At 55.5% G+C, this 21,530-nt stretch carries 23 protein-coding genes and 1 pseudogene; 15 read left to right on the top strand and 9 right to left on the bottom strand.

Features of this window, described 5'->3' with window-relative positions; translation table 11 throughout:
- Positions 1–5: 5 nt before the first annotated feature.
- From ada to CKW18_RS02220, 5 genes and pseudogenes are all read right to left on the bottom strand, one after another.
- Positions 6–1,073 (bottom strand): bifunctional DNA-binding transcriptional regulator/O6-methylguanine-DNA methyltransferase Ada, encoded by a 1,068-nt coding sequence (gene ada, locus CKW18_RS02240; RefSeq protein ID WP_095187259.1) that lies wholly within the window; start codon positions 1,071–1,073, stop codon positions 6–8.
- An 87-nt stretch (positions 1,074–1,160) separates the two neighbouring features.
- The gene (alkB, locus tag CKW18_RS02235; protein ID WP_095187258.1) at positions 1,161–1,826 is read right to left on the bottom strand and encodes a DNA oxidative demethylase AlkB; all 666 of its coding nucleotides are present in this window, start codon (positions 1,824–1,826) and stop codon (positions 1,161–1,163) included.
- 11 nt (positions 1,827–1,837) lie between these two features.
- A pseudogene (locus CKW18_RS02230) lies at positions 1,838–2,111 on the bottom strand (2OG-Fe(II) oxygenase); the annotation flags it as partial.
- Positions 2,112–2,146: 35 nt separating this feature from the next.
- A complete protein-coding gene (locus CKW18_RS30480) occupies positions 2,147–2,320 on the bottom strand; it encodes a hypothetical protein (RefSeq protein WP_170947203.1) in 174 nt (57 codons plus the stop codon).
- Positions 2,321–2,348: 28 nt separating this feature from the next.
- Positions 2,349–2,651: a DUF1883 domain-containing protein gene (locus tag CKW18_RS02220; RefSeq protein WP_042559354.1), complete on the bottom strand. Its 303-nt coding sequence runs from the start codon at positions 2,649–2,651 to the stop codon at positions 2,349–2,351.
- A gap of 210 nt (positions 2,652–2,861) precedes the next feature.
- Between CKW18_RS02220 and CKW18_RS02215 the strand changes: the two genes are divergently transcribed.
- Positions 2,862–3,218 (top strand): hypothetical protein, encoded by a 357-nt coding sequence (locus CKW18_RS02215; protein WP_095187257.1) that lies wholly within the window; start codon positions 2,862–2,864, stop codon positions 3,216–3,218.
- A gap of 71 nt (positions 3,219–3,289) precedes the next feature.
- Positions 3,290–3,520 carry a hypothetical protein gene (locus tag CKW18_RS02210; protein ID WP_095187256.1) on the top strand — a complete coding sequence of 77 codons (231 nt, stop codon included), beginning with the start codon at positions 3,290–3,292 and terminating at the stop codon, positions 3,518–3,520.
- A 2-nt stretch (positions 3,521–3,522) separates the two neighbouring features.
- Here CKW18_RS02210 and CKW18_RS02205 read toward each other — a convergent pair whose 3' ends face one another.
- Positions 3,523–3,804 carry a hypothetical protein gene (locus tag CKW18_RS02205; RefSeq protein ID WP_170947208.1) on the bottom strand — a complete coding sequence of 94 codons (282 nt, stop codon included), beginning with the start codon at positions 3,802–3,804 and terminating at the stop codon, positions 3,523–3,525.
- Between the two features lie 146 nt (positions 3,805–3,950).
- Entirely contained in the window at positions 3,951–4,136 is a 186-nt protein-coding gene (locus CKW18_RS02200) for a hypothetical protein (protein ID WP_007912238.1), read from the bottom strand.
- Between the two features lie 259 nt (positions 4,137–4,395).
- Between CKW18_RS02200 and galU the strand changes: the two genes are divergently transcribed.
- From galU to gorA, 9 genes are all read left to right on the top strand, one after another.
- The gene (gene galU / locus CKW18_RS02195) at positions 4,396–5,235 is read left to right on the top strand and encodes a UTP--glucose-1-phosphate uridylyltransferase GalU (RefSeq protein WP_095187254.1); all 840 of its coding nucleotides are present in this window, start codon (positions 4,396–4,398) and stop codon (positions 5,233–5,235) included.
- Between the two features lie 435 nt (positions 5,236–5,670).
- Complete coding sequence (locus tag CKW18_RS02190; RefSeq protein WP_095187253.1) at positions 5,671–7,104, top strand: FAD-binding oxidoreductase; 1,434 nt, start codon at positions 5,671–5,673, stop codon at positions 7,102–7,104.
- Positions 7,101–7,952 (top strand): HemK/PrmC family methyltransferase, encoded by an 852-nt coding sequence (locus CKW18_RS02185; RefSeq protein ID WP_095187252.1) that lies wholly within the window; start codon positions 7,101–7,103, stop codon positions 7,950–7,952. Before CKW18_RS02190 ends, CKW18_RS02185 begins: the two co-directional genes overlap by 4 nt.
- A gap of 21 nt (positions 7,953–7,973) precedes the next feature.
- Positions 7,974–9,239 (top strand): aminotransferase class I/II-fold pyridoxal phosphate-dependent enzyme, encoded by a 1,266-nt coding sequence (locus CKW18_RS02180; RefSeq protein ID WP_095187251.1) that lies wholly within the window; start codon positions 7,974–7,976, stop codon positions 9,237–9,239.
- A 48-nt stretch (positions 9,240–9,287) separates the two neighbouring features.
- Positions 9,288–9,623, top strand: a complete 336-nt coding sequence (locus tag CKW18_RS02175; RefSeq protein ID WP_095187250.1) for a chorismate mutase — start codon at positions 9,288–9,290, stop codon at positions 9,621–9,623.
- Entirely contained in the window at positions 9,620–11,689 is a 2,070-nt protein-coding gene (pabB, locus tag CKW18_RS02170) for an aminodeoxychorismate synthase component I (protein ID WP_095187249.1), read from the top strand. Before CKW18_RS02175 ends, pabB begins: the two co-directional genes overlap by 4 nt.
- Positions 11,689–12,558: a prephenate dehydrogenase dimerization domain-containing protein gene (locus tag CKW18_RS02165; RefSeq protein WP_095187248.1), complete on the top strand. Its 870-nt coding sequence runs from the start codon at positions 11,689–11,691 to the stop codon at positions 12,556–12,558. Before pabB ends, CKW18_RS02165 begins: the two co-directional genes overlap by 1 nt.
- Positions 12,559–12,649: 91 nt before the next feature.
- Positions 12,650–14,176, top strand: a complete 1,527-nt coding sequence (locus CKW18_RS02160; protein WP_095187247.1) for an MFS transporter — start codon at positions 12,650–12,652, stop codon at positions 14,174–14,176.
- Between the two features lie 106 nt (positions 14,177–14,282).
- A complete protein-coding gene (gene gorA, locus CKW18_RS02155; protein WP_095187246.1) occupies positions 14,283–15,641 on the top strand; it encodes a glutathione-disulfide reductase in 1,359 nt (452 codons plus the stop codon).
- Here gorA and CKW18_RS02150 read toward each other — a convergent pair.
- On the bottom strand, positions 15,638–16,654 hold the full coding sequence (locus CKW18_RS02150) for a DNA-binding protein (RefSeq protein WP_095187245.1): 1,017 nt from the start codon (positions 16,652–16,654) through the stop codon (positions 15,638–15,640). The genes gorA and CKW18_RS02150 overlap by 4 nt on opposite strands.
- 177 nt (positions 16,655–16,831) lie before the next feature.
- Between CKW18_RS02150 and CKW18_RS02145 the strand changes: the two genes are divergently transcribed.
- From CKW18_RS02145 to ahpF, 3 genes are all read left to right on the top strand, one after another.
- A complete protein-coding gene (locus CKW18_RS02145; protein ID WP_095187244.1) occupies positions 16,832–17,764 on the top strand; it encodes a site-specific integrase in 933 nt (310 codons plus the stop codon).
- A 138-nt stretch (positions 17,765–17,902) separates the two neighbouring features.
- Positions 17,903–18,466: an alkyl hydroperoxide reductase subunit C gene (gene ahpC, locus CKW18_RS02140; protein WP_007958941.1), complete on the top strand. Its 564-nt coding sequence runs from the start codon at positions 17,903–17,905 to the stop codon at positions 18,464–18,466.
- Positions 18,467–18,590: 124 nt separating this feature from the next.
- The gene (ahpF, locus tag CKW18_RS02135) at positions 18,591–20,153 is read left to right on the top strand and encodes an alkyl hydroperoxide reductase subunit F (protein WP_095187243.1); all 1,563 of its coding nucleotides are present in this window, start codon (positions 18,591–18,593) and stop codon (positions 20,151–20,153) included.
- Between the two features lie 85 nt (positions 20,154–20,238).
- Here ahpF and gloA read toward each other — a convergent pair whose 3' ends face one another.
- Positions 20,239–20,760, bottom strand: a complete 522-nt coding sequence (gloA, locus tag CKW18_RS02130; RefSeq protein WP_095187242.1) for a lactoylglutathione lyase — start codon at positions 20,758–20,760, stop codon at positions 20,239–20,241.
- A 140-nt stretch (positions 20,761–20,900) separates the two neighbouring features.
- Here gloA and CKW18_RS02125 point away from each other — a divergent pair, with 140 nt between their 5' ends.
- Positions 20,901–21,419: a DUF4946 domain-containing protein gene (locus CKW18_RS02125; RefSeq protein WP_095187241.1), complete on the top strand. Its 519-nt coding sequence runs from the start codon at positions 20,901–20,903 to the stop codon at positions 21,417–21,419.
- The last annotated feature ends 111 nt before the right edge of the window (positions 21,420–21,530 follow it).

Genomic DNA, 21,530 nt, shown 5'->3' with positions numbered 1-21,530 from the left:
AATCGTTAAGGCTGCGTTTCACGTTCAAGCAATTGCCGTTTGCGCTCCACGCCCCAGCGATAGCCGGAAAGATTGCCATCGCTGCGCACCACGCGGTGGCAAGGGATCGCCACTGCCAGGCGATTCGCCCCGCAAGCCTGGGCCACGGCGCGCATCGAAGTTGGCGCGCCGATGCGCTGGGCAATCTCGGCATAACTGGCGGTGCTGCCCACGGGAATTTCCCGCAGCGCCTGCCACACGCGCTCCTGAAACGCCGTCCCGCGCACGTCCAGCGGCAGATCCAGGCCAAGCGCGGGAGCTTCGATAAATCCCACCACTTTGGCGATCAGTTGTTCAAACCCGGTGTCGGCGCCAATCAGATTGGCTTTGCGGAACTGATCCTGCAGATCGCACACCAGTTGGTGAGGATCGTCACCCAATAGAATCGCGCAAACCCCGCGGTCGCTTTGCGCCACCAGAATCGCTCCGAGCGAGCATTGCCCGACGGCGAAACGAATGTCGTTGTTTTGCCCGGCGGCACGATAGTCACCGGGTTTCATGCCTAGCAGTTGATCGGCGGCTTCGTAGAAGCGGCTGTTGGAATTGAAGCCTGCGTCGTACAGCGCTTCGGTCACCGAACCACCGTTGGCCAAGCGCTCACGGACTCTGCGCGAGCGGTGGGCGCTGGCGTAACCCTTGGGCGTCAGTCCGGTCACGGCTTTGAATACCCGGTGAAAATGAAAGGGGCTTAACCCGGCCGTTTCAGCGAGTTCGTTGAGTGCCGGCAGGGCTTCGGCGGACTCGATCTGCCGACAGGCTGTTGCCACCGTGGCGGCATGCTGAACGCTCACCTCACTCTGGTCTTTACTCGCGCGTTTGCTGGGGCGATAACCGGCGGCCTCAGCCTGTTCGGCGGTGTCGAAGAACTCGACATTCTGCGGTTTCGGCAACCGCGCAAGACTGCTTGGGCGGCAGTAGATGCCGGTGGTTTTCACGGCATAGACAAATTGCCCGTCTGCCCGTGGATCCCTTGCCAGCACGGCGGCCCAACGTGGATCGTCTGCAGTATTGAGATGGCTCGAAAGCGTATTCATGTCGGGTAATCCGTTGACCTGTTTGATACAGGTTAACCAAGGTGGGTGAGCGCAACACTCCGGGCCTTGCGGTCAAACTTTTGCAGTTCATCCAGCAACACGAAAAGTCAGGTTGATCCGTTGTTCACCCAGTCGCGAATGCCGACCCTGTTTGATCGGCAACACCCCGTGAAAACGTAAACGATCGACGCCGCCCCAGACCACCATATCGCCGTGCAGCAAGGGAATCCGCTGGCTCTTGTCGCTCCGCGCGAATCCGCCAAACAGAAACATGGCCGGCAAGCCTAGCGACAGCGAAACGATGGGGGCCGCGTAGGCGTTTTCGTCTTTGTCCTGATGCAATGACATCTTGGCACCGGGGACATATCGGTTGATCAGGCAGGAATCTGCGTTGAAGTCGGAAAACCCCGCTTCCATCGCCGCCGAATGCGCCAGTTTGGCAAACACCGCCGGCATCTGCGGCCAGGGCGATCCGCTGAGCGGATCGACACGCGAGTAACGATAGCCACTGCGATCGGTGATCCAGCCCAGTTCGCCACAACTGCTGGTGCCCACAGACATGCTGAAACCGCCGGGCGTGATCATGTGTCGGAGCGGGGCCGTGGCAAGAATGGCATCCAGCGCCGGCAACAACGGGTCGATAAGCGGCAGGGCGAAACCGCGCAGCAGCCACGCTTGTTCGCCAATCTGTTCGGCGCCGGGTTGCTGTTCGGGTTCGCTGTCGGCGAACAGATCGAAGGTGTGAGGGTGCATGGCGTTGATGTGGCGTCGTGAAAGATGATGCCTAGGGTATGCCTTTTTCCACTGTGCAGGCGACTGACGCCATGACGCATGGTCACCCGATAATCGCCGCGCACGCCTGTGGCCGGACGTTGGTTGACGGCGAAAATCACCGCGTCGCCTTTCTTAAAGTCCAGCGCTTGCGGCCGGGACTGCATGCGCGGGCGCTGCTCGGTGAGCAAAAAACTCGCCACCGGTAAAGTCCTGGCCGGGTTCCGACAGAAGAATCGCCACTTGCAGTGGAAATACCCGTTCGCCCCTGCGCCGCTTGCGGACGAACTCCGTTCGGTGCCTTACAGCGCTTTGCTGACGGCGATATCGCTGATCACGTCGCTCTGGTCGTGAATTGCATCCAGCGCAGCCTTGGCTTCTTCGGCGGTGCCGTTTTCCAGTTGCGCGAACTCGAAGCGGCGCTCACCGTTGAGTTTGTACTTGATAACGTATTTGGTCGTTTGGGCCACGGTCATGAATACCTGTCTGTGTGGGCGGGGCGGCTCAGCTGAGTTTGGAGCTGGAGCGGCGGATGATCTTGATCGAATGCGTCAGCGTCGGTTTGCGTGTAACGCTGATTGCGCGGGTGGTGACGGTGTCGATAGTGATGTTCCAGAAACCGGTGCTCGGTGCGGTGATGCGCGCCGGGAACGTGTCGAAAGCGCCGCCGTGGTAAGAGTGACGACCGCCATTTTTGAAGCTGCGGAAGTTGGCGTCGCTCATCAAACGGATGTTGCAGGTTTGCGAGCACTGGATGACGACGATGTCGTCTTCGTTGAGGTGCTCGCGCTGGTGAATGAATTTCATGGGCGCCTCCAGAAGGGCTTTTTCTACTAAATCAAAACGATAGCTTGTAATTGCGCGCAGTTTATCAGCCCGCACGGGTTATTATCTGGCCGTCGGGCGTTGGTTTGACAATTTTGAACAGATATTCGCGATTGGATGCGGGTTAAATGCAGAAGGCCCCGGAGAAAAACGGCATTTGTGCTGTCGGACGGTCTTTAACGGAGGTTTTGTATGAAGTGGGGTGTGGTGTGTCTGCCGTTGGTTTTGGCTGTGGGTGGTTGTGCGAGCGTTTCCGAAATCAATGAAACGCTACCGACCGTGAGCGTAATCTCCGGCAAGAAGCCCCATGAATACGCTCAGTGCCTGACAGAGAAACTGGCGGAAAGCCGCGGTGCGTTGCAAATGCAGCCGTTCAAGGATGGCGTCAGGGTCATCGTGCCGGGGAAACTATCTTCCGGCCCGGCCGCCGTGTTCGATATCGAAGACCGCTCGGGAGGCAGCAGCATCAAGCTGCATGAACGCATGTCAAATGTGCCCGTGCGCCCGCGCGATGTACGTAACGCTGCCAATGCGTGCATTTCCGGCTGATAGACTATTGGTCATCAGCATCAATGCCGTCGCAGCCAGGCTGTGACGGCATTTTCATTTCTGGAGTCGCGATGAAGCGAGAGCAAGTACGGGAACGCCATGTAGAGGGTCTGATCTCTGCCACACACGTTATCCAGAACCCGGCAAATCCGGGCGAGTGGATCGTGTTTTTCAAGAAAAGCGCCGGCCGCAGCTACTTTCTGGTGGACGAAAACGACGAAGTCGAGTCCTTCAGCAGACTCGACGATCTCATTGAGGTTGTGCGCGGCCTCGGGATCAAGTTCGCCGAAATCCACATGTAGGTCTACTTGCAGACGACGACCACGCTGCGGTTCTTGTAGTTGCCGACGTCGACCCCCAGGGTCTTGTCGCTTTCCTTCGGCGCGGGTGTTCCGTCAGTGCCAACGATGCGATAACCGGTGCCGGCACACGAAGCGTCTGCCTTCTCATAGCAGGTGGCCCAGGAGTTGGCTTCACCGGAGCAGTCGATGGTCAGGCCCTGTTCGCCGTTGTTCAGAGTGGTCGGCTCTGAAGTGGCACAGCCGCCTAACGCCAGTACCGCAATCAATGGCAAAAATTTGTTCATGTTCATATTTGTCGTCTTCAGCGAGGGGGGGACTAGACGCTCTGACAGCGCCGCGGTGAAAAGGTTATAGCGATTGGCCACTTGTTTGTACCTGAGCACAAAAAAAGCCCTGCTCAAGGGCAGGGCTTGGCACGCGCCGCAGTTGATCAGTCCTGATCTTTGCCACGACGTTTGGCCGATGCTGGCGTGTCCGTGAACACCGACGCTACATCAGTCGCCATCTGCTCGCTGTCGAAAGGACCGGCGATGTGCTCGCCATTGGTAGTGGTCAGTGTCCACTTGCCGTCTTTCTTGTCGATCACGTACCCGTTGATGATTTTTACCGCGGCCATCTAGTCTGTCTCGTTCGCTGGTTCAAAGTCGCCATGATACCGGCAAATGCTCACATTGGGGGACGATGAGCGTATGGTGGGGCTGCTTGCCGGCATCTTTGAGCTACGCTGATCGGGTTACGCAAAATTGCCGATGGAACTATCAGCGAGAATATTTCTCTATGTTGGCATCGGTTAGCCAGTGCGGGGCATTGTAAGGTGCACGCCGCCTGATTAGACTGCGCCGAAACTCGTACACACAGCCCTTTCAAGGACTTATATGATCAAGAAATGCTTGTTCCCAGCAGCCGGTTACGGTACTCGCTTCCTGCCAGCGACTAAAGCCATGCCCAAAGAAATGCTGCCGGTGGTAAACAAGCCACTGATCCAGTACGGCGTTGAAGAAGCGCTTGACGCTGGCCTGACGGAAATTTCCATCGTCACCGGTCGTGGCAAGCGTGCTCTGGAAGACCACTTCGACATCAGCTACGAGCTGGAAAACCAGATCAAGGGCACCGACAAGGAGAAATACCTGGTTGGCATCCGCAAACTGCTGGATGAGTGCTCCTTCTCCTACACCCGTCAGACCGAAATGAAAGGTCTGGGCCACGCGATTCTGACCGGTCGCCCGCTGATCGGTGACGAACCGTTCGCCGTGGTGCTGGCGGACGACCTGTGCGTCAACCTGGAAGGCGATGGCGTACTGACCCAGATGGTCAAACTGTACAAGCAGTTCCGCTGCTCGATCATCGCCATTCAGGAAGTCGACCCTCAGGAAACCAGCAAGTACGGCGTCATCGCTGGCGAAATGATCCGCGACGACATCTACCGTGTTCACAGCATGGTCGAGAAGCCAAAGCCGGAAGATGCGCCGTCGAACCTGGCCATCATCGGTCGTTACATCCTGACCCCGGATATCTTCGACCTGATCGAACAGACCGAGCCAGGCAAGGGCGGCGAAATCCAGATCACCGACGCCCTGATGAAGCAAGCCCAGAACGGCTGCGTGATGGCTTACAAGTTCAAAGGCAAGCGTTTCGACTGCGGTGGCGCTGAAGGCTACATCGACGCGACCAACTTCTGCTTCGAAAACTTCTACAAGACTGGCAAGGCTTACTGATAGCGCTTGATTGGTTTGTAGGTATGTCACACGGCTCGGCTCGTGTGACGCAAAAAACAAACGCCCCGACTTGTTCGGGGCGTTTGCGTTTGTGCAAGAAGGAAAATTAGTCTCCAGTCTTTTCCATATCTAAGTTCGGCCAGCGTTAGTGGTTTTTCCGAAAAAAACGATATTTTGTAACTTAACATTTAAGTTTGGTGTGCGGTCGAAAAAATATTTATTTAAGTTATCGATGATTAACCGATTGGTTAGTCGTCGTATTTGTTAGGCTTTGCTGGTTTTTTTTTTAGATGAGTATGTGAAATTATTTCAAAGATACAATATGAAACAAATACGCTGTTGAGCTGGTATGTAACGAAACTATAGAAATGTTTTGTTTTTAAAAGGTGGGAATTCAATTCTCTTAAGCCGTAAGTAATATTTTGAGGTCAAAACATGGAGTTCGACGTCATTGTTGTAGGGGCGGGTGCTGTGGGTGGTTCAATCGCGTATGAGTTGTCATCGCGAGGTTTAAAAGTCTGTCGGGTCGGCGAAACCGATCGTGCGAATGCAGCATCGAGGGCTGCCGGGGCAATGAACGGTTGCTTTGGTGAGGTTACCAGTGGGTTGCTTGCGAGTGATTTTGGCCGGCTGAAGCTGGATATGGATCGTCAAGCCCAGCAACTATGGCCAAGCTGGGCGGAACGTTTGGCCGTTTCTTCTGGTAATACGACATCCCTGTTCACTGCAATGGGGACTCACGTTTTGCTCAATACGGCGGGCATGGACGAAGTCGATAGCGTCAACTACGACACCATCGAGAGCACGTTGACTGAGTATGGCGAACCCTTCGAAGTCATCGATCCACGTAAAATGGAGTGGCTTAAGCCGAATCATCTCGTTCGTCCTCTACGAGGGTTGTACATTCCGAACGAACATTCAGTGAATTCCCACCTGTTACTGGAAAAACTGGATGCTGCATTTGTCGCTGAGGGGGGCACTCTGAAGAATGAGAATGCCGAGCGAGTGCTGGCAGAGGGCGGTGTAGTCACTGGCGTGGAGTTGGGCAGTGGGGAGGTACTTTGGGCACGAAAAGTCATCGTCGCTGCGGGCGTTCACTCTCTGGATCTGCTGAGTCACTTTGACGAGGTGGTTAAGAGGATTCCACCATTGTTCAGTGGGTATGGCGTGTCCATATTGGTGAAAATGCCGGAGGGGGGCGATCTGCCTAACTCCGTCATTCGTACCCCGAACCGTGCATTTGCCTGCGGCCTGCACTGCGTCCCCCGTGGTGATGGAATTCTTTACCTTGGGGCGACCAATATTATTTCCGAGCAGCCTAAGAAGCACGCACTGATTTCGGATGTGCAGTTCTTACTTGATTGCGCTGTCGATCAGTTGAGTCTGGATCTCCATGGAGCAGAAGTCATTTCCATTCAGGTCGGCAACAGGCCCATTCCGGCAGACGGATTCCCATTGATAGGTGAGTGCGGTATAGAGGGGCTTTGGCTCGCAACAGGCACTTATCGGGACGGGTTGCATCAGTCGCCGTTATTGGCAGGCTATATAGCTGACTGTTTGACTGGCATGAAAAGTAATAGTCTTGATCTTAGTCCGTTTACGCCAGTGCGCGCTCCGCTGGCCGGATTTGCCCGCGAAAATACTGTTAAAGAAACCGTGCAACAGATGTTTGCCACGGGCTATGAGTATCGCTGGGATATAAAGCCTTATTGGTTTCCACTGCTGGATGAGGGGTTGTCGCGCAACTATCAAAAGTTGATAGATGATTTGCACCCGTCGTTTACTCCGCCACCGGAGTTGGTAGCGTTTTCTTATCTATACGAGTCAATCCTGAATAAACTCTCCCAATATTACCGGGAGTGGACATGAGTCTTACTGAACGTGAATTCCTCGCTATTGACCAGGCACGAGAGCTGCTGCAAAAGTCCGGCGTCTGGAGTCTGGAAGAAGACCTGAGTTGTCTTGTGGATCGCTTTATCGAGCGCGCGGATAAAAGTTTGGCACTGGAGGAGTTCATGTTGGCGGTCAAAGAGCGCTGCAACCGGATTCCGCTCGGACATATTGTCGGCAAGGTGGACTTTGACGATTTGTCGCTTGTCGTCGGGAGTGGGGTGTTCATCCCGCGACCTCATAGCAGAGTCATTCACAAATGGATCGAGCGCAGTGCAGCGCTGGAGTCGGGCTCAAAGGTTCTGGATCTGTGTGCGGGCAGCGGAGCCATCGGTCTGGCGATTGCCCGGCGCAGACCTGATCTCGACGTCACTTGCGTAGAGTTTGATCCGATAGCCATCCAGTATCTCAAACGCAATATTGATCGCTTGTCGTTCAAGGGCGTACACGCAGACCACCTGCAGGCAGATATTCGCGACGGAAAGGCGTTTGCGCAATTCGATCAGCAGATCGACCTTATTGTCGCCAATCCTCCCTACGTTCCGCAGGCCCAGGAGTTGCTGCCCGAATGGGGTGAGCACCATCCTCATACGTCTGTTTATTCCGGGTCCGATGGTCTTGAGTTGATTCGGCAGATTATTGCTCTCGCCGACCGATTGCTCGTTCGCGATGGCTGGCTTGTGATGGAGCACGGCGAAGATCAGGCCGAAGCGTTGCGAGAACTGTTCAGGCGCGCTCATCTGGCAGAGATACAAACAGTGATTGACAAGGACGAGTCTGATGCGTCGGGCAGCTCGGTAATGACTATCGGCCGCAAGTCCAAGTGAATTTGGAAAGGAGCTTAAGCAATGGATGTGCAAGTCAAGCAAGACTGGATGAGCATTCGCCGTGGCAACACCACCGGTGCACTGACAACTGCCTATGAGGAAGGGCTGACGGGTTTTACAGTTACGAGTCGTATCGGCAAGCAGATCACCCTTCAGGAAGGAGGTGTGTACACAGAATTTGTGTCGTGCTCGTATTTGGGGCTCGAAACCCATCCTGCACTGATTGAGGCTGCACAACGGGCACTCAATAAATGCGGGCTGCACCTGTCCTCTTCTCGGAGTGCGATGCGTCCACATTATCTGCCTCATTTGGAGGATCTGCTTGGTCAGGTTTACAGAGGTAGCGCGGTTGCAGTGTTCACCTCTACCAGCAGTGTGCATCTAGGTGTTCTGCCTCTGTTGGGCAGTGGGTCATTGGCGGGCTATCCTGTCAGAAAGAGAGTGCATTGGCTAATGGACAGAACTGCCCATGCTTCGATGCAAGTTCTGAGGGGGATTCTTGAGCAATTCGGTTCTGTTTCCAGAGTTGAATCGACTGACCTGGAGTCGCTGACCGACACGCTGAAAGCGTGCTCGAACAGGGGCGAAACCCCAGTGCTCTTGATTGATGGCATTGGATCAATGAGTGGTCTGGTACCCATTGCCGAACTTTCCCGGCGATTAGAGTCTGCGCAGGGATATCTATATGTAGACGATGCGCACGGTATTTCTATTGTCGGCCGACATGGTGCGGGTTATGCGTTTTCTGCGGTAGATCATTCGTTGCCTGCAAATATTATTCTGGCCGGGTCACTTTCCAAGGCTTTCGGCGGTGCAGGTGGTTTTGTCGTGGTCTCGGAATCGCAGGATGTCGAGATCATCCGAACTTCAGCAAACCCATTGATATTTGGTCATTCCATTATGGTGCCGATGCTCGCGGCGAATGTTGCCTCGGCGCAAATTCATCTCACTGATGAAATTGAGGTGCTGCAACGACGCCTCTGGAACAACGTCAGCCTTTTAGATTCTGTCACCGATCACCAGTTGCTCAATGCGGGCATCCAATCGCCAGTCAGGGGGGCCTTCTTTGAAACTGAAGAGGCCGGATTACAGGCTGCACGGGCCCTGCGCGATCAGGGCATGCTGCTGTTCCCGGTCTTTTACCCGATCATCGCCAAAGGTAAGGCAATGCTGCGATTTGCAGTGTCGGCTGACCACAGTGAGCAAGAGATCAGATCGCTCGGGGTTGCGTTGCAAGAGTTGTCGCGAAACGGGACGTGGGCACCGAATCTCAGCGAACCAGCCTGAATATGACCGTCGTATACCTTGTAGAGATTGGCTAATGGAGGTGCATGTATGCAACAACATGGACAGTTAACACAGACAGGAACGTCAAACATTTTGCAACCATTGCGAGAAAGGCTCGATTCGATAAATTTGCAGGTGGTTGATCTGCTTTCGGAGCGCATGAAATTGTGCATGGATATTGCCGAGCTTAAAGCCGCACATGGCATAGCGATGATGCAACCCGGGCGAATTTCCTATGTGCTCGATATGATCAAGGAACGATCATTGGCTTCGGGGCTCAGGCCGGAATACACCGAATCGATATTCAATCTGATCATTGCGGAGACGTGTGTGCGGGAAGACGTGCTGATAAATCAGCGTCTGAGCCAGAGCGTGTCCTCATGAAAATACTGTTGATTGATAACTTCGACTCCTTTACCCATAACATCGCCCAATATCTGTTCGAGGTAACGGGGGTATCTGCAGACATCGTAAAGAACTCTGTTTCCTACAGCGAGCTGGGCATCGAACGATATGACGCTGTGGTGCTGTCGCCGGGCCCCGGACATCCCGCCGAAGAGGAGGATTTCGGTGTCTGTGGTAGCGTCATTTTGCATTCTCCTGTACCGATACTTGGTATATGCCTAGGGCATCAGGGTATTGCACAATTCCTTGGCGGTTCTGTCGGGCATGCCCCAAGTCCCGTGCATGGCTATCGCAGCCCCATTACGCATACAGGTAAAGGGCTTTTTCGGGACTTGCCTGAGCAGTTTGATGTGGTCAGGTACCACTCGTTGATGTGCACAAGTTTGCCATTAGAGCTTCAATGCACAGCCTGGACGCCCGAAGGCGTGGTGATGGCAATCGAGCACATCACTCGGCCTATATGGGGCGTACAATTCCACCCGGAGTCCATAGATTCGGAATATGGGCATGCGTTACTGAGCAACTTCATACGCATGGCGCTTGAACACAATGTCAGCGTGAGAAGTCGGCTGGAGTCCGATACGGAATGCGCTTCGTCAAAAAGCGCCTATGTCGCGGTGGGGGGCGAGCTGAATATGCAGCTTGCGTACCGCGAGCTGCCCGAAAACCTGGATCCCCAGGCGGTATTTTCGTCCCTTTATGCAAATGACCGTTTCGCGTTCTGGCTGGACAGCGAAAAGTCGGAGAGACCGAATGCTCGTTACTCGATCATGGGCAGTGGGGAGGGGCAGGGCACTATAAGGCTTGATTACAATGTCACTGATGAATACCTGACACTCGATGGGCCAAAAGGCAAAAAAAGTATCAAAGGCGACTTTTTCACCTTGGTTGCACAAATTTTCGAAGCCGTTCAGATCGCCACTCCGCAGTACTTACCATTTGGTTTCAAGGGAGGTTTTGTCGGTTACCTAGGATATGAGTTGAAAGCACTGACCGGGGGAGGAGAGATCTATCGGTCGAGTCATCCGGATGCGGCATTCATGTTTGCGCCGCACTTTCTGGTCTTCGATCATCAGGACGGTAAAGCTTATCAGTGCATGATCACTGCCACGGGAGAGGCGGGCGTTTGGCCGGCGCTGCCTCGCATCGCCGAGCTTGTAGAAACGCCCGCCCTCTTTGGTGAAAAGTTCGTTCCAGGGGCTGTAGATCAACTGAAGCTTTCACTTGATGATGGACCGGATGATTACATTGCCAAGATCACTCAGTCGCTGCAGTACATTACCGATGGCGAGTCTTACGAGATTTGTCTGACTAATCGCGCAAAAATGGCATACGACGGTGTTCCATTGAGTGCTTACAAGCGAATGCGTCATGCCAGCCCCGTACCTTATGGGGCATATCTTTCATTTGCGCAGTTCTCGGTGCTCAGTGCATCGCCGGAGACTTTTCTTAGAATTGATGACAGCGGGATGATCGAGTCCCGGCCTATCAAAGGAACCAGACCGCGCAGTAAGCTGCCTGTTGAAGACCAGAGGCTGCGTGATGAACTGCAGGCTTCATCTAAGGACAGAGCCGAGAACCTGATGATCGTCGATCTGGTCCGCCATGACTTGAATCAGGTGTGTCGTCCAGGAAGCGTACATGTTCCCGAGATTTTTTCGGTCGAAAGCTTCTCGTCGGTACATCAACTGGTATCCACTGTTCGCGGGCACCTTAGATCTGAAGTGGCAACGCTGGAGGCAATTCGCGCCTGTTTTCCGGGCGGCTCTATGACCGGAGCACCTAAGAAGCGCACGATGGAAATCATTGACGTGTTGGAATCCTCGGCACGAGGTATCTATTCTGGCGCTTTGGGATGGTTATCTTTCAGTGGTGCTGCAGAGCTCAGCATTGTCATACGCACAGCGGTTGTCCAGGACGGCGAGGCGACCTTTGGTATTGGCGGCGCGATCGTTGCACACTCTGATCCGCAACAGGAACTTGAAGAGACATTGGTAAAGGCTAGCGTGCCTTACTACAGTTTTATCGCAGGGAGCGAAGCGTGATGAACGACACGGTAGTCGTGCTGGGTGGTGCGGGGCTGGTGGGGTCCCTCATCACCCGCATACTTATGCAATACGGATGCAATGTCCGCGTGGTAGATCGTAGGCCTCCAGAACAGTCCAGTGGTTTTCATGAGGTCGATGTCACCAGCCCGTTCAATAATACCGGATACATTTTTGAAGGGGCGACGGCGGTTGTTTTTGCTTTGCCTGAGAGTGTGGCGATTCGGTCAATACCTTGGGTGCTTGGGGCTGTTTCGAGCAATGTTGTATTTGTTCCGACCTGTTCTGTTCAGGATCCGTTTTACCGAGCTCTGAAGAATGAGTCTCCTCAACAGCCCTTTGTCGGGATTAACCCGATGTTTTCACCCAAGCTTTCCGTTCAGGGGCGTACCGTTGCTGTTTGCTTGGATAAGGAGGATTCGCCTTCAACCTTTATCGAGCAGTACCTGCTCGGCGCAGGAATGAAGATCAAGCGAATGACGCCTGTTGCCCACGACGAATTGATGGCGCTTTGTCAGGCGTTGCCTCACGCCGCCATTCTTGGCTTTGGCCTTGCGTTGTCCAAGTGCTCACTGGACCTTGAAAGCGCGCTGGAAGTGATGCCGCCACCTATGCGCACCATGATGGCGTTGTTGTCTCGCGTATTGGTGAATCCACCCGAAGTTTATTGGGATATTCAGCTGGAAAATGACCACGCCATCAAACAGCGCGAGGCGTTGGCAGAGGGAATGAGGCGCTTGATGGAGAGTGTTAGTAGCCAAGATTACGATGGATTTAGCAATGATCTGCAAGGTGTTTCAAATGCATTGGGTCGCCGTTTGAATTCGGGGGCAGTCGATTGTCAGCACGTGTTTTCACTGCTGAACTAATCCATATACGCCGGGGAAGTGCGTAGGAAAAAGTTTCACGGGGTCATCAAAAATGCTCCGTGAAATTATCTTTGTCTAAGGAGCTTTATCCATGGCATTAACAAATGAGTCTACCGGCAGTAATACATCAAAACGCTGGTTCGGCCTCGGCGTATTAATGTTGCCAGTCCTGCTGGTGACCGTTGACAACACAGTGCTGGGTTTCGCCTTACCCAAAATCGCAGAAGCGTTGCGTCCGACTGCCAGTCAGCAGTTGTGGATGATCGATGCCTACTCATTGGTTCTCGCCGGGCTACTGGTGTCCATGGGAAGTCTGGGAGATCGGGTCGGGCACCGCAAGTTGCTGCTTATCGGTTCGCTAGGATTTGCTGTGGTATCGGTGCTGACCGCCTATTCCGAGACGGCCTTGCAGTTGATTATCGGGCGTGCCTGCATGGGGATTTTCGGGGCGATGCTGATGCCTTCCACGTTGGCATTGATACGCTCGGTGTTTGAGGATCGAGAGGAGCGCAGGCTGGCTGTCGCGATCTGGGCCACGACATTGACCGTCGGTTCGGCTCTGGGGCCTTTGGTGGGCGGAGTGTTGTTGCAGTTCTTTGATTGGGGCGCGATTTTTCTGTTGGCGGTCCCCGTTCTGATTCCGCTGTTGGTGTTGGGTCCACTATTGCTTCCTGAGTCGGAGCGTGATGTATCTGGGCCGTTGGATCCGATCAGCATTCTTCAGTCGATGGCCGCCTTGGGTGGCATCGTTTACGGCATCAAGCATGCCGCCAGTGAGGGTTTTGACGGGGTCGTACTGGGGGCCTTTCTGGTCGGCGTATTGGCGGGCTGGATGTTTGTCCGGCGCCAGTTACGTCTTCCCGTGCCGCTGATGGATATGACTCTGTTCCGCAACGGGACTTTCAGCGGGTCTGTTCTGATCAATTTGATGAGTCTTGCGTTCCTCGTCGGTTTTGTTTTCTTCACCACTCAGTTTTTGCAGATTGTCCTGCAGATGTCGCCTTTGAGTGCGAGCCTGGCGTTGGTACCGGGTCAAATTATGGCGATTGTGGTTGGAATGGCGGTCGTCCCGGTCGCTCAGCGTCTGCCTGTGCATGTGCTGATACCGATTCTGGTCGCCTTCGCCGCTGCGGCGTTTTTACTCGTGGCCAGCGTGGGCAGTAGTCTTGCGGTACTGGTTGCGGCGTTCGCGTTGCTGAATATCGGCGTGGGCGCGATCGCTACGGTTTCCAATGACGTGATTTTGTCGGCGGCGCCCCCAGCTAAGGCCGGTGCAGCTTCCGCTATCAGTGAAACAGCCTATGAGGTCGGAGTCGTTTTGGGGACGACCCTGCTTGGCGGCCTGGTTACGGCTCACTATCGGGCAGACTTGCAGCTTCCAGCGTTTTTGAGCGATGCCCAGACGATGCTGGCAAGTGAAACGCTGGCTGGCGCTCATCATGTGGCGACGGGGTTGGCGGGGGATCAAGCGCAACAGTTAATGCAACAGGCGGGAAGTGCATTTGAAGGCGCAATTGCATTGGTATCGTGGGTCGCTTTCGGTTTGGCATTCATAGCGGTTTTGATCGCCTGGCGTACGCTGCGGTTACCAAAGGCTCAGTCCGCAGAATGTCACTGATCAAAAGCTTGCTGCTCGAACCCTTGGCATTGGTCATCGGCATAACGGCAGAGGCTTGCTCAATGGGCATCTGCAGGTATGCTGATCGCCTGCCGAGGAGATAGAAATGGCCTACGATTTTGACCTTTATGTAATTGGTGCCGGTTCCGGCGGTGTGCGCGCTGCGCGGTTTGCGGCCGGTTTCGGCGCGAAAGTGGCGGTGGCTGAAAGCCGTTATCTGGGCGGAACCTGCGTCAATGTTGGCTGTGTGCCGAAAAAGCTGTTGGTCTACGGCGCGCACTTTGCCGAAGACTTCGAGCAGTCTGCAGGTTTTGGCTGGAGCCTGGGCGAAGCGAATTTCGATTGGGCCACGCTGATCGCCAACAAGGATCGCGAGATCAATCGTCTGAACGGCATTTATCGCAATCTGCTGATCAACAGTGGTGTGACCTTGCACGAAGCACACGCGAAGATCGTCGGCCCGCACGAGGTTGAGGTCAACGGTGAACGCTTCACCGCGAAAAATATTCTGATCGCTACCGGCGGCTGGCCGCAAATTCCGGAGATTCCGGGGCACGAGCATGCGATCAGCTCCAATCAGGCTTTCTTTCTCAAAGAATTGCCGAAACGTGTTCTGGTGGTCGGCGGCGGTTACATCGCGGTGGAGTTTGCCGGGATTTTCCACGGTCTTGGCGCTAACACCACGCTGCTGTATCGCGGTGATCTGTTCCTGCGCGGTTTCGACGGTTCGGTGCGCAAGCATTTGCAGGAAGAGCTGACCAAGCGTGGCATGGATCTGCAATTCAATGCCGACATCGCACGAATCGACAAACAGGCCGATGGCAGCTTGAAGGCCACCCTCAAGGATGGCCGCGAGCTGGAAGCGGATTGCATTTTCTACGCCACTGGACGCCGTCCGATGCTGGACAATCTGGGGCTGGAAAACACCGACGTGCAGCTAGATGACAAGGGCTTCATCAAGGTCGACGAGCAATACCAGACCAGTGAGCCTTCGATTCTGGCGCTGGGCGACGTGATCGGTCGCGTGCAACTGACGCCGGTGGCGTTGGCCGAAGGTATGGCCGTGGCGCGCCGTCTGTTCAAGCCCGAGCAATATCGTCCAGTGGACTACAAGATGATCCCGACGGCGGTGTTCAGTCTGCCGAACATTGGCACGGTAGGTTTGACAGAAGAAGAGGCGCGCAAAGCGGGTCACGATGTGGTGATTTTCGAAAGCCGCTTCCGGCCGATGAAGCTGACCCTGACCGAGTGCCAGGAGAAAACGCTGATGAAGCTGGTGGTCGACGGCAAGACCGACAAAGTGCTGGGTTGCCACATGGTCGGTCCAGATGCCGGCGAGATCGTGCAAGGCCTGGCGATTGCGTTGAAGGCTGGCGCGACCAAGCGCGACTTCGACGACACGATCGGGGTGCACCCGACGGCCGCCGAAGAGTTTGTCACCCTGCGTACGCCGGTAGGCGCTTAAGCGTCTTTCGGTCTGGCTGAGTCTGGCGCTGCCGCAACGGTAGCTGCCAGACGCAGGCTGTCTTCCAGGCTTGCCTGAGCCTTGGTCAAATCCTTTTCCAGTGACTGATTGAGTAGCGTCTGCTCCTCGACGCTCTGTTTGAGTGTCTGGCTTTCCAGTGTTGCTACGCGCAGACGCTCCTGGAGGAGAGTGCGCTCGCTGTCGACGCGGGTCGCTTGCTCCAGCAGTTGGTCCTGACGCTGATTGCTTTGCTTGAGTTGATCCTGCATCAGGCTCAGTTCGCGCTGGGTACCACGGTTTTCGGTGAGCAGGCGTTCGTTGTCGCGGTGCAACTGAGTGATCTCATCCTGTCGTACCAGTGCACTCTGTTGCGCCTGACGCAGTTCCGCCTGCAATTGCTGCACTTGCCCTTCGTGGCGACTCTGTTCCTGTTCGCGCTGTTCTTTCGTGGCGTTGCGGTAATGCTCCAGCGCATCACGGGCGTGCAGGTGTTTTTCTTCCAGCGAGCGGATCTGCTCGTCCTTGTCCTGCAAGCGCAATTCGAAATCGGCCAGCGCCTGATTCAGCCCGGCGTTGCGGGTTTGCTCAGTCTGCAGCATCGAGCGGGTGTTGCTTAGCACCTCGGATTCACGCTCCAGCGCAGCGCCTTGAATGTCGTGCTGGTGCTCCAGTAGTTCCAGTGCCTGACGCACCTGCTTGAGCTCTGATTCGAGCGCGTCGCGCTGTTCCTCAAACTGCTCGCGAGCCTGCTCGATGGGCTCTTGGGCCTGCTCCTTCAAGCGCTGGGCGAGGCGCGAAACCAGCGCTGTCAGCTCGTCATCGATGGGTTCGGCTGAAGCTTCGATCGGCTGAGCGCCGTCATCCAGCTCTTTCAGATAGCGATGGATCGTGGTTTTCGAGCCGGTATTGCCCATTTCAATGCGTACTGCATCGATGCTCGGGTGTTCGCCGCGGGCCAGGATCGCTGTGCGCGCGATCTGAACCAATGCTTTGGTAATGCCGCCACGGGCCATGTGAACTCCTACGGTTACGTACTGTGGTACATGCCACTAAAGTACGCAGTGTACCATGCCAGTTATAAAGGTAAATATTTGATAATAAAGGGGCGGGATATACTGGTATTACCCCGTGTCAGGCGGCAAAATGCATTGTTGCATCCCAGAACCAGTACGCCAGCGAGAAAACAGCCCATGAGCGATCTGGATCGCTATCTGCAAGCCGCCACCCGTGACAACACCCGCCGCAGTTATCGCGCAGCCATCGAGCATTTCGAAATCACTTGGGGTGGGTTCCTGCCGGCCACGGCTGACAGCGTCGCGCGTTATCTGGTCGAGCATGCGGGGGTGTTGTCGATCAACACGTTGAAGCTGCGCCTGTCGGCATTGGCGCAGTGGCATAACAGTCAGGGGTTTGCCGACCCCACCAAGGCGCCGGTGGTGCGCAAGGTGTTCAAAGGCATTCGTGCGTTGCATCCGGCGCAGGAAAAGCAGGCAGAACCCCTGCAACTGCAGGATCTAGAGCGAGTCATCGACTGGCTGGAGCAGGAAGCGCAGGTGGCGAAGGCGCAACAGGATCGTCCGGCACTGCTCAAGGCTTATCGCGACCGTGCGCTGATTCTGTTGGGCTTCTGGCGCGGTTTTCGTAGCGATGAGCTGTGCAGATTACAGATCGAGCATGTAAAGGCGCACGCCGGCAGCGGCATTACGTTGTATCTGCCGCGCAGCAAGGGTGACAGAGAGAACCTCGGCCAGACCTACCAGACCCCGGCACTTCTCAAGTTGTGCCCGGTGCAGGCTTACATCGACTGGATCACTGAAGCGGCACTGGTGCGCGGCCCGGTGTTTCGTGGCATCGACCGCTGGGGCAATCTGAGCGAGGAGGGCTTGCACGCCAACAGCATCATTCCGTTACTGCGTCAGGCGCTGGAGCGTGCGGGGATTGCTGCCGACCGTTACACCAGTCATTCCCTGCGTCGTGGTTTCGCCACCTGGGCGCATCAGAGTGGATGGGATCTGAAATCGTTGATGAGTTACGTTGGTTGGAAGGATATGAAGTCGGCAATGCGCTATGTTGAAGCCAGCCCCTTTCAAGGAATGGCTCGGATTACGGATAAACCGGCCTAGATAACGTTTTCTTCTATTAATACAGTCAGCTAATAGCGAAAACAAATCAGCAGCATCAGGTTTGCCAATGAGCCATCCGTCGAGTGAGTGGGTAGGATTCACCCCATCAACTTCTTAACCCCTGACGGAGAGTCATCAATGCCTATCATCAACAGCCAGGTAAAACCGTTCAAAGCTACCGCGTTCAAAAACGGCGACTTCGTTCAAGTCTCGGACGCTGACCTGAAAGGCAAGTGGTCGGTCGTGTTCTTCTACCCAGCCGACTTCACCTTCGTCTGCCCAACCGAACTGGAAGACCTGGCTGACAACTACGCTGCCTTCCAGAAACTGGGCGTAGAAATCTATAGCGTTTCCACCGACACCCACTTTGCCCACGCTGCCTGGCACAACACTTCGCCAGCCATCGGCAAAATCCAGTACACCATGATCGGCGACCCGACTCAGGTCATCTCCCGCAACTTCGACGTGCTGATCGAAGAAGCCGGTCTGGCTGACCGTGGCACCTTCGTGATCAACCCGGAAGGTCAGATCAAAATCGTTGAACTGAACGATGGCGGCGTTGGCCGTGACGCTTCCGAGCTGCTGCGCAAGATCAAGGCTGCTCAGTACGTTGCTGCTCACCCAGGCGAAGTTTGCCCAGCCAAGTGGAAAGAAGGCGAGGCCACTCTGGCACCGTCCCTGGACCTGGTCGGCAAGATCTAAGTCTGTGACACGCAACGCAGGGCGGAACTCCGCACCTACTTAAGTAAGCTGCACCGCCCAATAGAAAAGCCCGGGCGAGATTCGCTCGGGCTTTTTTTCGCCTCAAATAAAGGAAATCGCCCGTATGTTGGACGCCAATCTTAAAGCCCAGTTGAAATCGTACCTGGAACGGGTCACCCAGCGGATCGAGATCGTTGCTTCTCTCGACGACGGTGCGAAATCCCGTGAAATGCTAGAACTGCTGAAAGACGTTGCCAGTCTTTCGAGCCAGATTACTCTGATCGACAGCGGTGACGATGCACGCAAACCATCGTTCTCGATCAATCGTCCGGGTGCGGACATCAGTCTGCGCTTCGCCGGCATCCCGATGGGCCACGAATTCACTTCGCTGGTGCTGGCCCTGCTGCAAGTCGGCGGCCACCCTTCGAAGGCCAGTGTTGAAGTCATTGAGCAGATCCGTTCGCTCAAAGGCCAGTTCAGCTTCGAGACGTACTTCTCGCTGTCCTGCCAGAACTGCCCGGACGTGGTCCAGGCGCTGAACCTGATGGCCGTGCTCAATCCGAACATCCGCCACGTCGCTATCGACGGTGCGTTGTTCCAGGACGAAGTCAACGATCGCAAGATCATGGCTGTGCCGAGCATCTACTTGAATGGTGAGAACTTCGGTCAGGGCCGCATGGGCCTGGAAGAAATTCTCGCCAAACTCGACACTGGCGCCATCGAGCGTCAGGCCGAAAAAATCAGCGCTAAAGAAGCCTTCGACGTGCTGGTCGTCGGTGGTGGCCCGGCCGGTGCTTCGGCGGCTATCTATGCGGCGCGCAAAGGCATTCGCACCGGTGTCGCGGCTGAGCGTTTCGGCGGTCAGGTGCTGGATACCATGGCCATCGAGAACTTCATTTCCGTGCAGGAAACCGAAGGCCCGAAACTGGCCACGGCGCTGGAAGAACACGTCAAGCAATACGACGTCGACATCATGAACCTGCAACGCGCCGACAAACTGATTCCGGGCAAAAACGGCGAGCTGCATGAAGTCCGTTTCGCCAGTGGTGCGACCCTCAAAGCCAAGAGCGTGATTCTGGCGACCGGTGCGCGCTGGCGCGAGATGAACGTGCCGGGCGAGCAGGAATACCGCAACAAAGGCGTGGCGTACTGCCCGCACTGCGATGGCCCGCTGTTCAAAGGCAAACGCGTCGCGGTGATCGGCGGCGGTAACTCCGGCGTTGAAGCAGCCATCGATTTGGCCGGTATCGTGTCTCACGTCACGCTGCTGGAGTTCGATGTGCAACTGCGTGCCGACGCCGTGTTGCAGCGCAAACTGCACAGCCTGCCGAACGTGACTGTGATCACCAGTGCGCAAACCACTGAAGTCACCGGCAATGGTGAGAAGGTCAACGGCTTGCGCTACAAGGATCGCAACACCGACGAGCTGCGTAGCGTCGAGCTGGAAGGGATTTTTGTGCAGATCGGCTTGCTGCCTAATACCGACTGGCTCAAAGGCACCATCGAGCTGTCGCCGCGGGGCGAGATCATCGTCGATAACCGTGGAGAGACTTCGGTCCCGGGCATCTTCGCTGCCGGTGACGTGACCACTGTGCCGTACAAGCAGATCGTGATTGCGGTGGGCGAGGGCGCCAAGGCTTCGCTGAGTGCTTTCGATCACCTGATCCGGACTTCGGCGCCGGCGTAAGCCCCAAGCCTGAAATGAAAAAACCCATGAGCAATCATGGGTTTTTTTATGCCTGACACAGATCCAATTGTAGGAGTGCTATCAGTTACATCGGCGCCGGCTGGATGATCTCGACCCAGTAGCCATCCGGGTCCTTGATGAACGCCAGGCTCTTCATGCGGCCATCGGTCAGGCGCTTCTGGAAGTCGCAGCCCAGTTCTTCAAAACGCGCACACGCGGCAACGATGTCCGGCACCGAGATGCAGATGTGGCCGAAGCCGCGTGGGTCGGTGTTGCCATTGTGATAGGCAAAGTCAGCATCGTTTTCGGTGCCGTGGTTGTGAGTCAGCTCCAGAATGCCCGGGATCGACTTCATCCACTCGGTGCGGGCAGCAGCGTCGGCCGGGATCTGCGCTTTGTCGACCAGAGCGAGGAAATACAGGCTGAATTCGGCTTCCGGGAAGTCGCGCTTCTCAACCAGCGAGAAACCCAGCACGCGGGTGTAGAAATCCAGCGACTTGGTAATGTCCTTCACACGCAACATGGTGTGGTTGAACACGAAATTGCGGGTTGCGCTGTCTGGCGTGGCGGTAACGCCGGGGAAGGTGTTCAGTTCTTGCAGGCTCATGAGCCCTCCGTAACAAATGGGGCGAGTGAATGGACGTAATGATACGCATGCCTGCCGGCATCGCCAAATGAAAGGGCAGGCTTGCCCTGAACGCGGGCGGGGCTCAGACTTTACGGCTCAATTCGTGAGTGCGCCCGGCAATGATCCGACTGTTCAAATCCCTGTTGGTTTTCTTTGGTTTGCTTGTGCTCGGCGCATTCGCGTCTGCGGCTGAGCCGAGCATCACCTGGCCGGCAGGCTGGGAGGTCGAGGCATTAACCGATTCTGCACCGCAGGTTTCCCGGCAGCGAGCGGTGAAAAACGATGCCGAGGGTAATCAGGTCATGGTCATGGAGTTGACCATGACTCAAGTTGAAAGTGGTCATCAGGTCAATTTGCAAGGCGTGCTGTTGGAGATGCGCAAGTCGATCCAGAAGGACTTCTTCCGGGGTGGCTATCAAAGCGTCTGCAACAAGGTGCACCCGGCGTCGCTCGGTTCGTTGTCGGCGCTGGAGACCACTTGCACCATTACAGAGAACGGACGGCATGTGTTGTCACAAACGTTGGTCGCTGCGGTCGAGGCCGACAGGGCTTATGTACTTTCCTATGCTGGGCAGGCCGAGGCTTATAAGGCGAGCGCAGACGAAATAGTCGCGGTTAGAAACAGCCTGAAACTTTAGTCATCTGTTCGCTGCGTGGCGGGGTTAGATACTCCAAGGAATTAAGCATAAAGTTGAGTAATCGTTGCCGCTGCAACATCCGGGCGCAAAATGTTTAGCCAGGTGTCAACT

It is taken from the genome of Pseudomonas sp. Irchel 3E19, assembly GCF_900187585.1.
Taxonomy (GTDB): domain Bacteria; phylum Pseudomonadota; class Gammaproteobacteria; order Pseudomonadales; family Pseudomonadaceae; genus Aquipseudomonas; species Aquipseudomonas baetica.
Note: the sequence above shows the minus strand (reverse complement) of the source record. Positions and strands in the feature narration are given on the sequence as shown.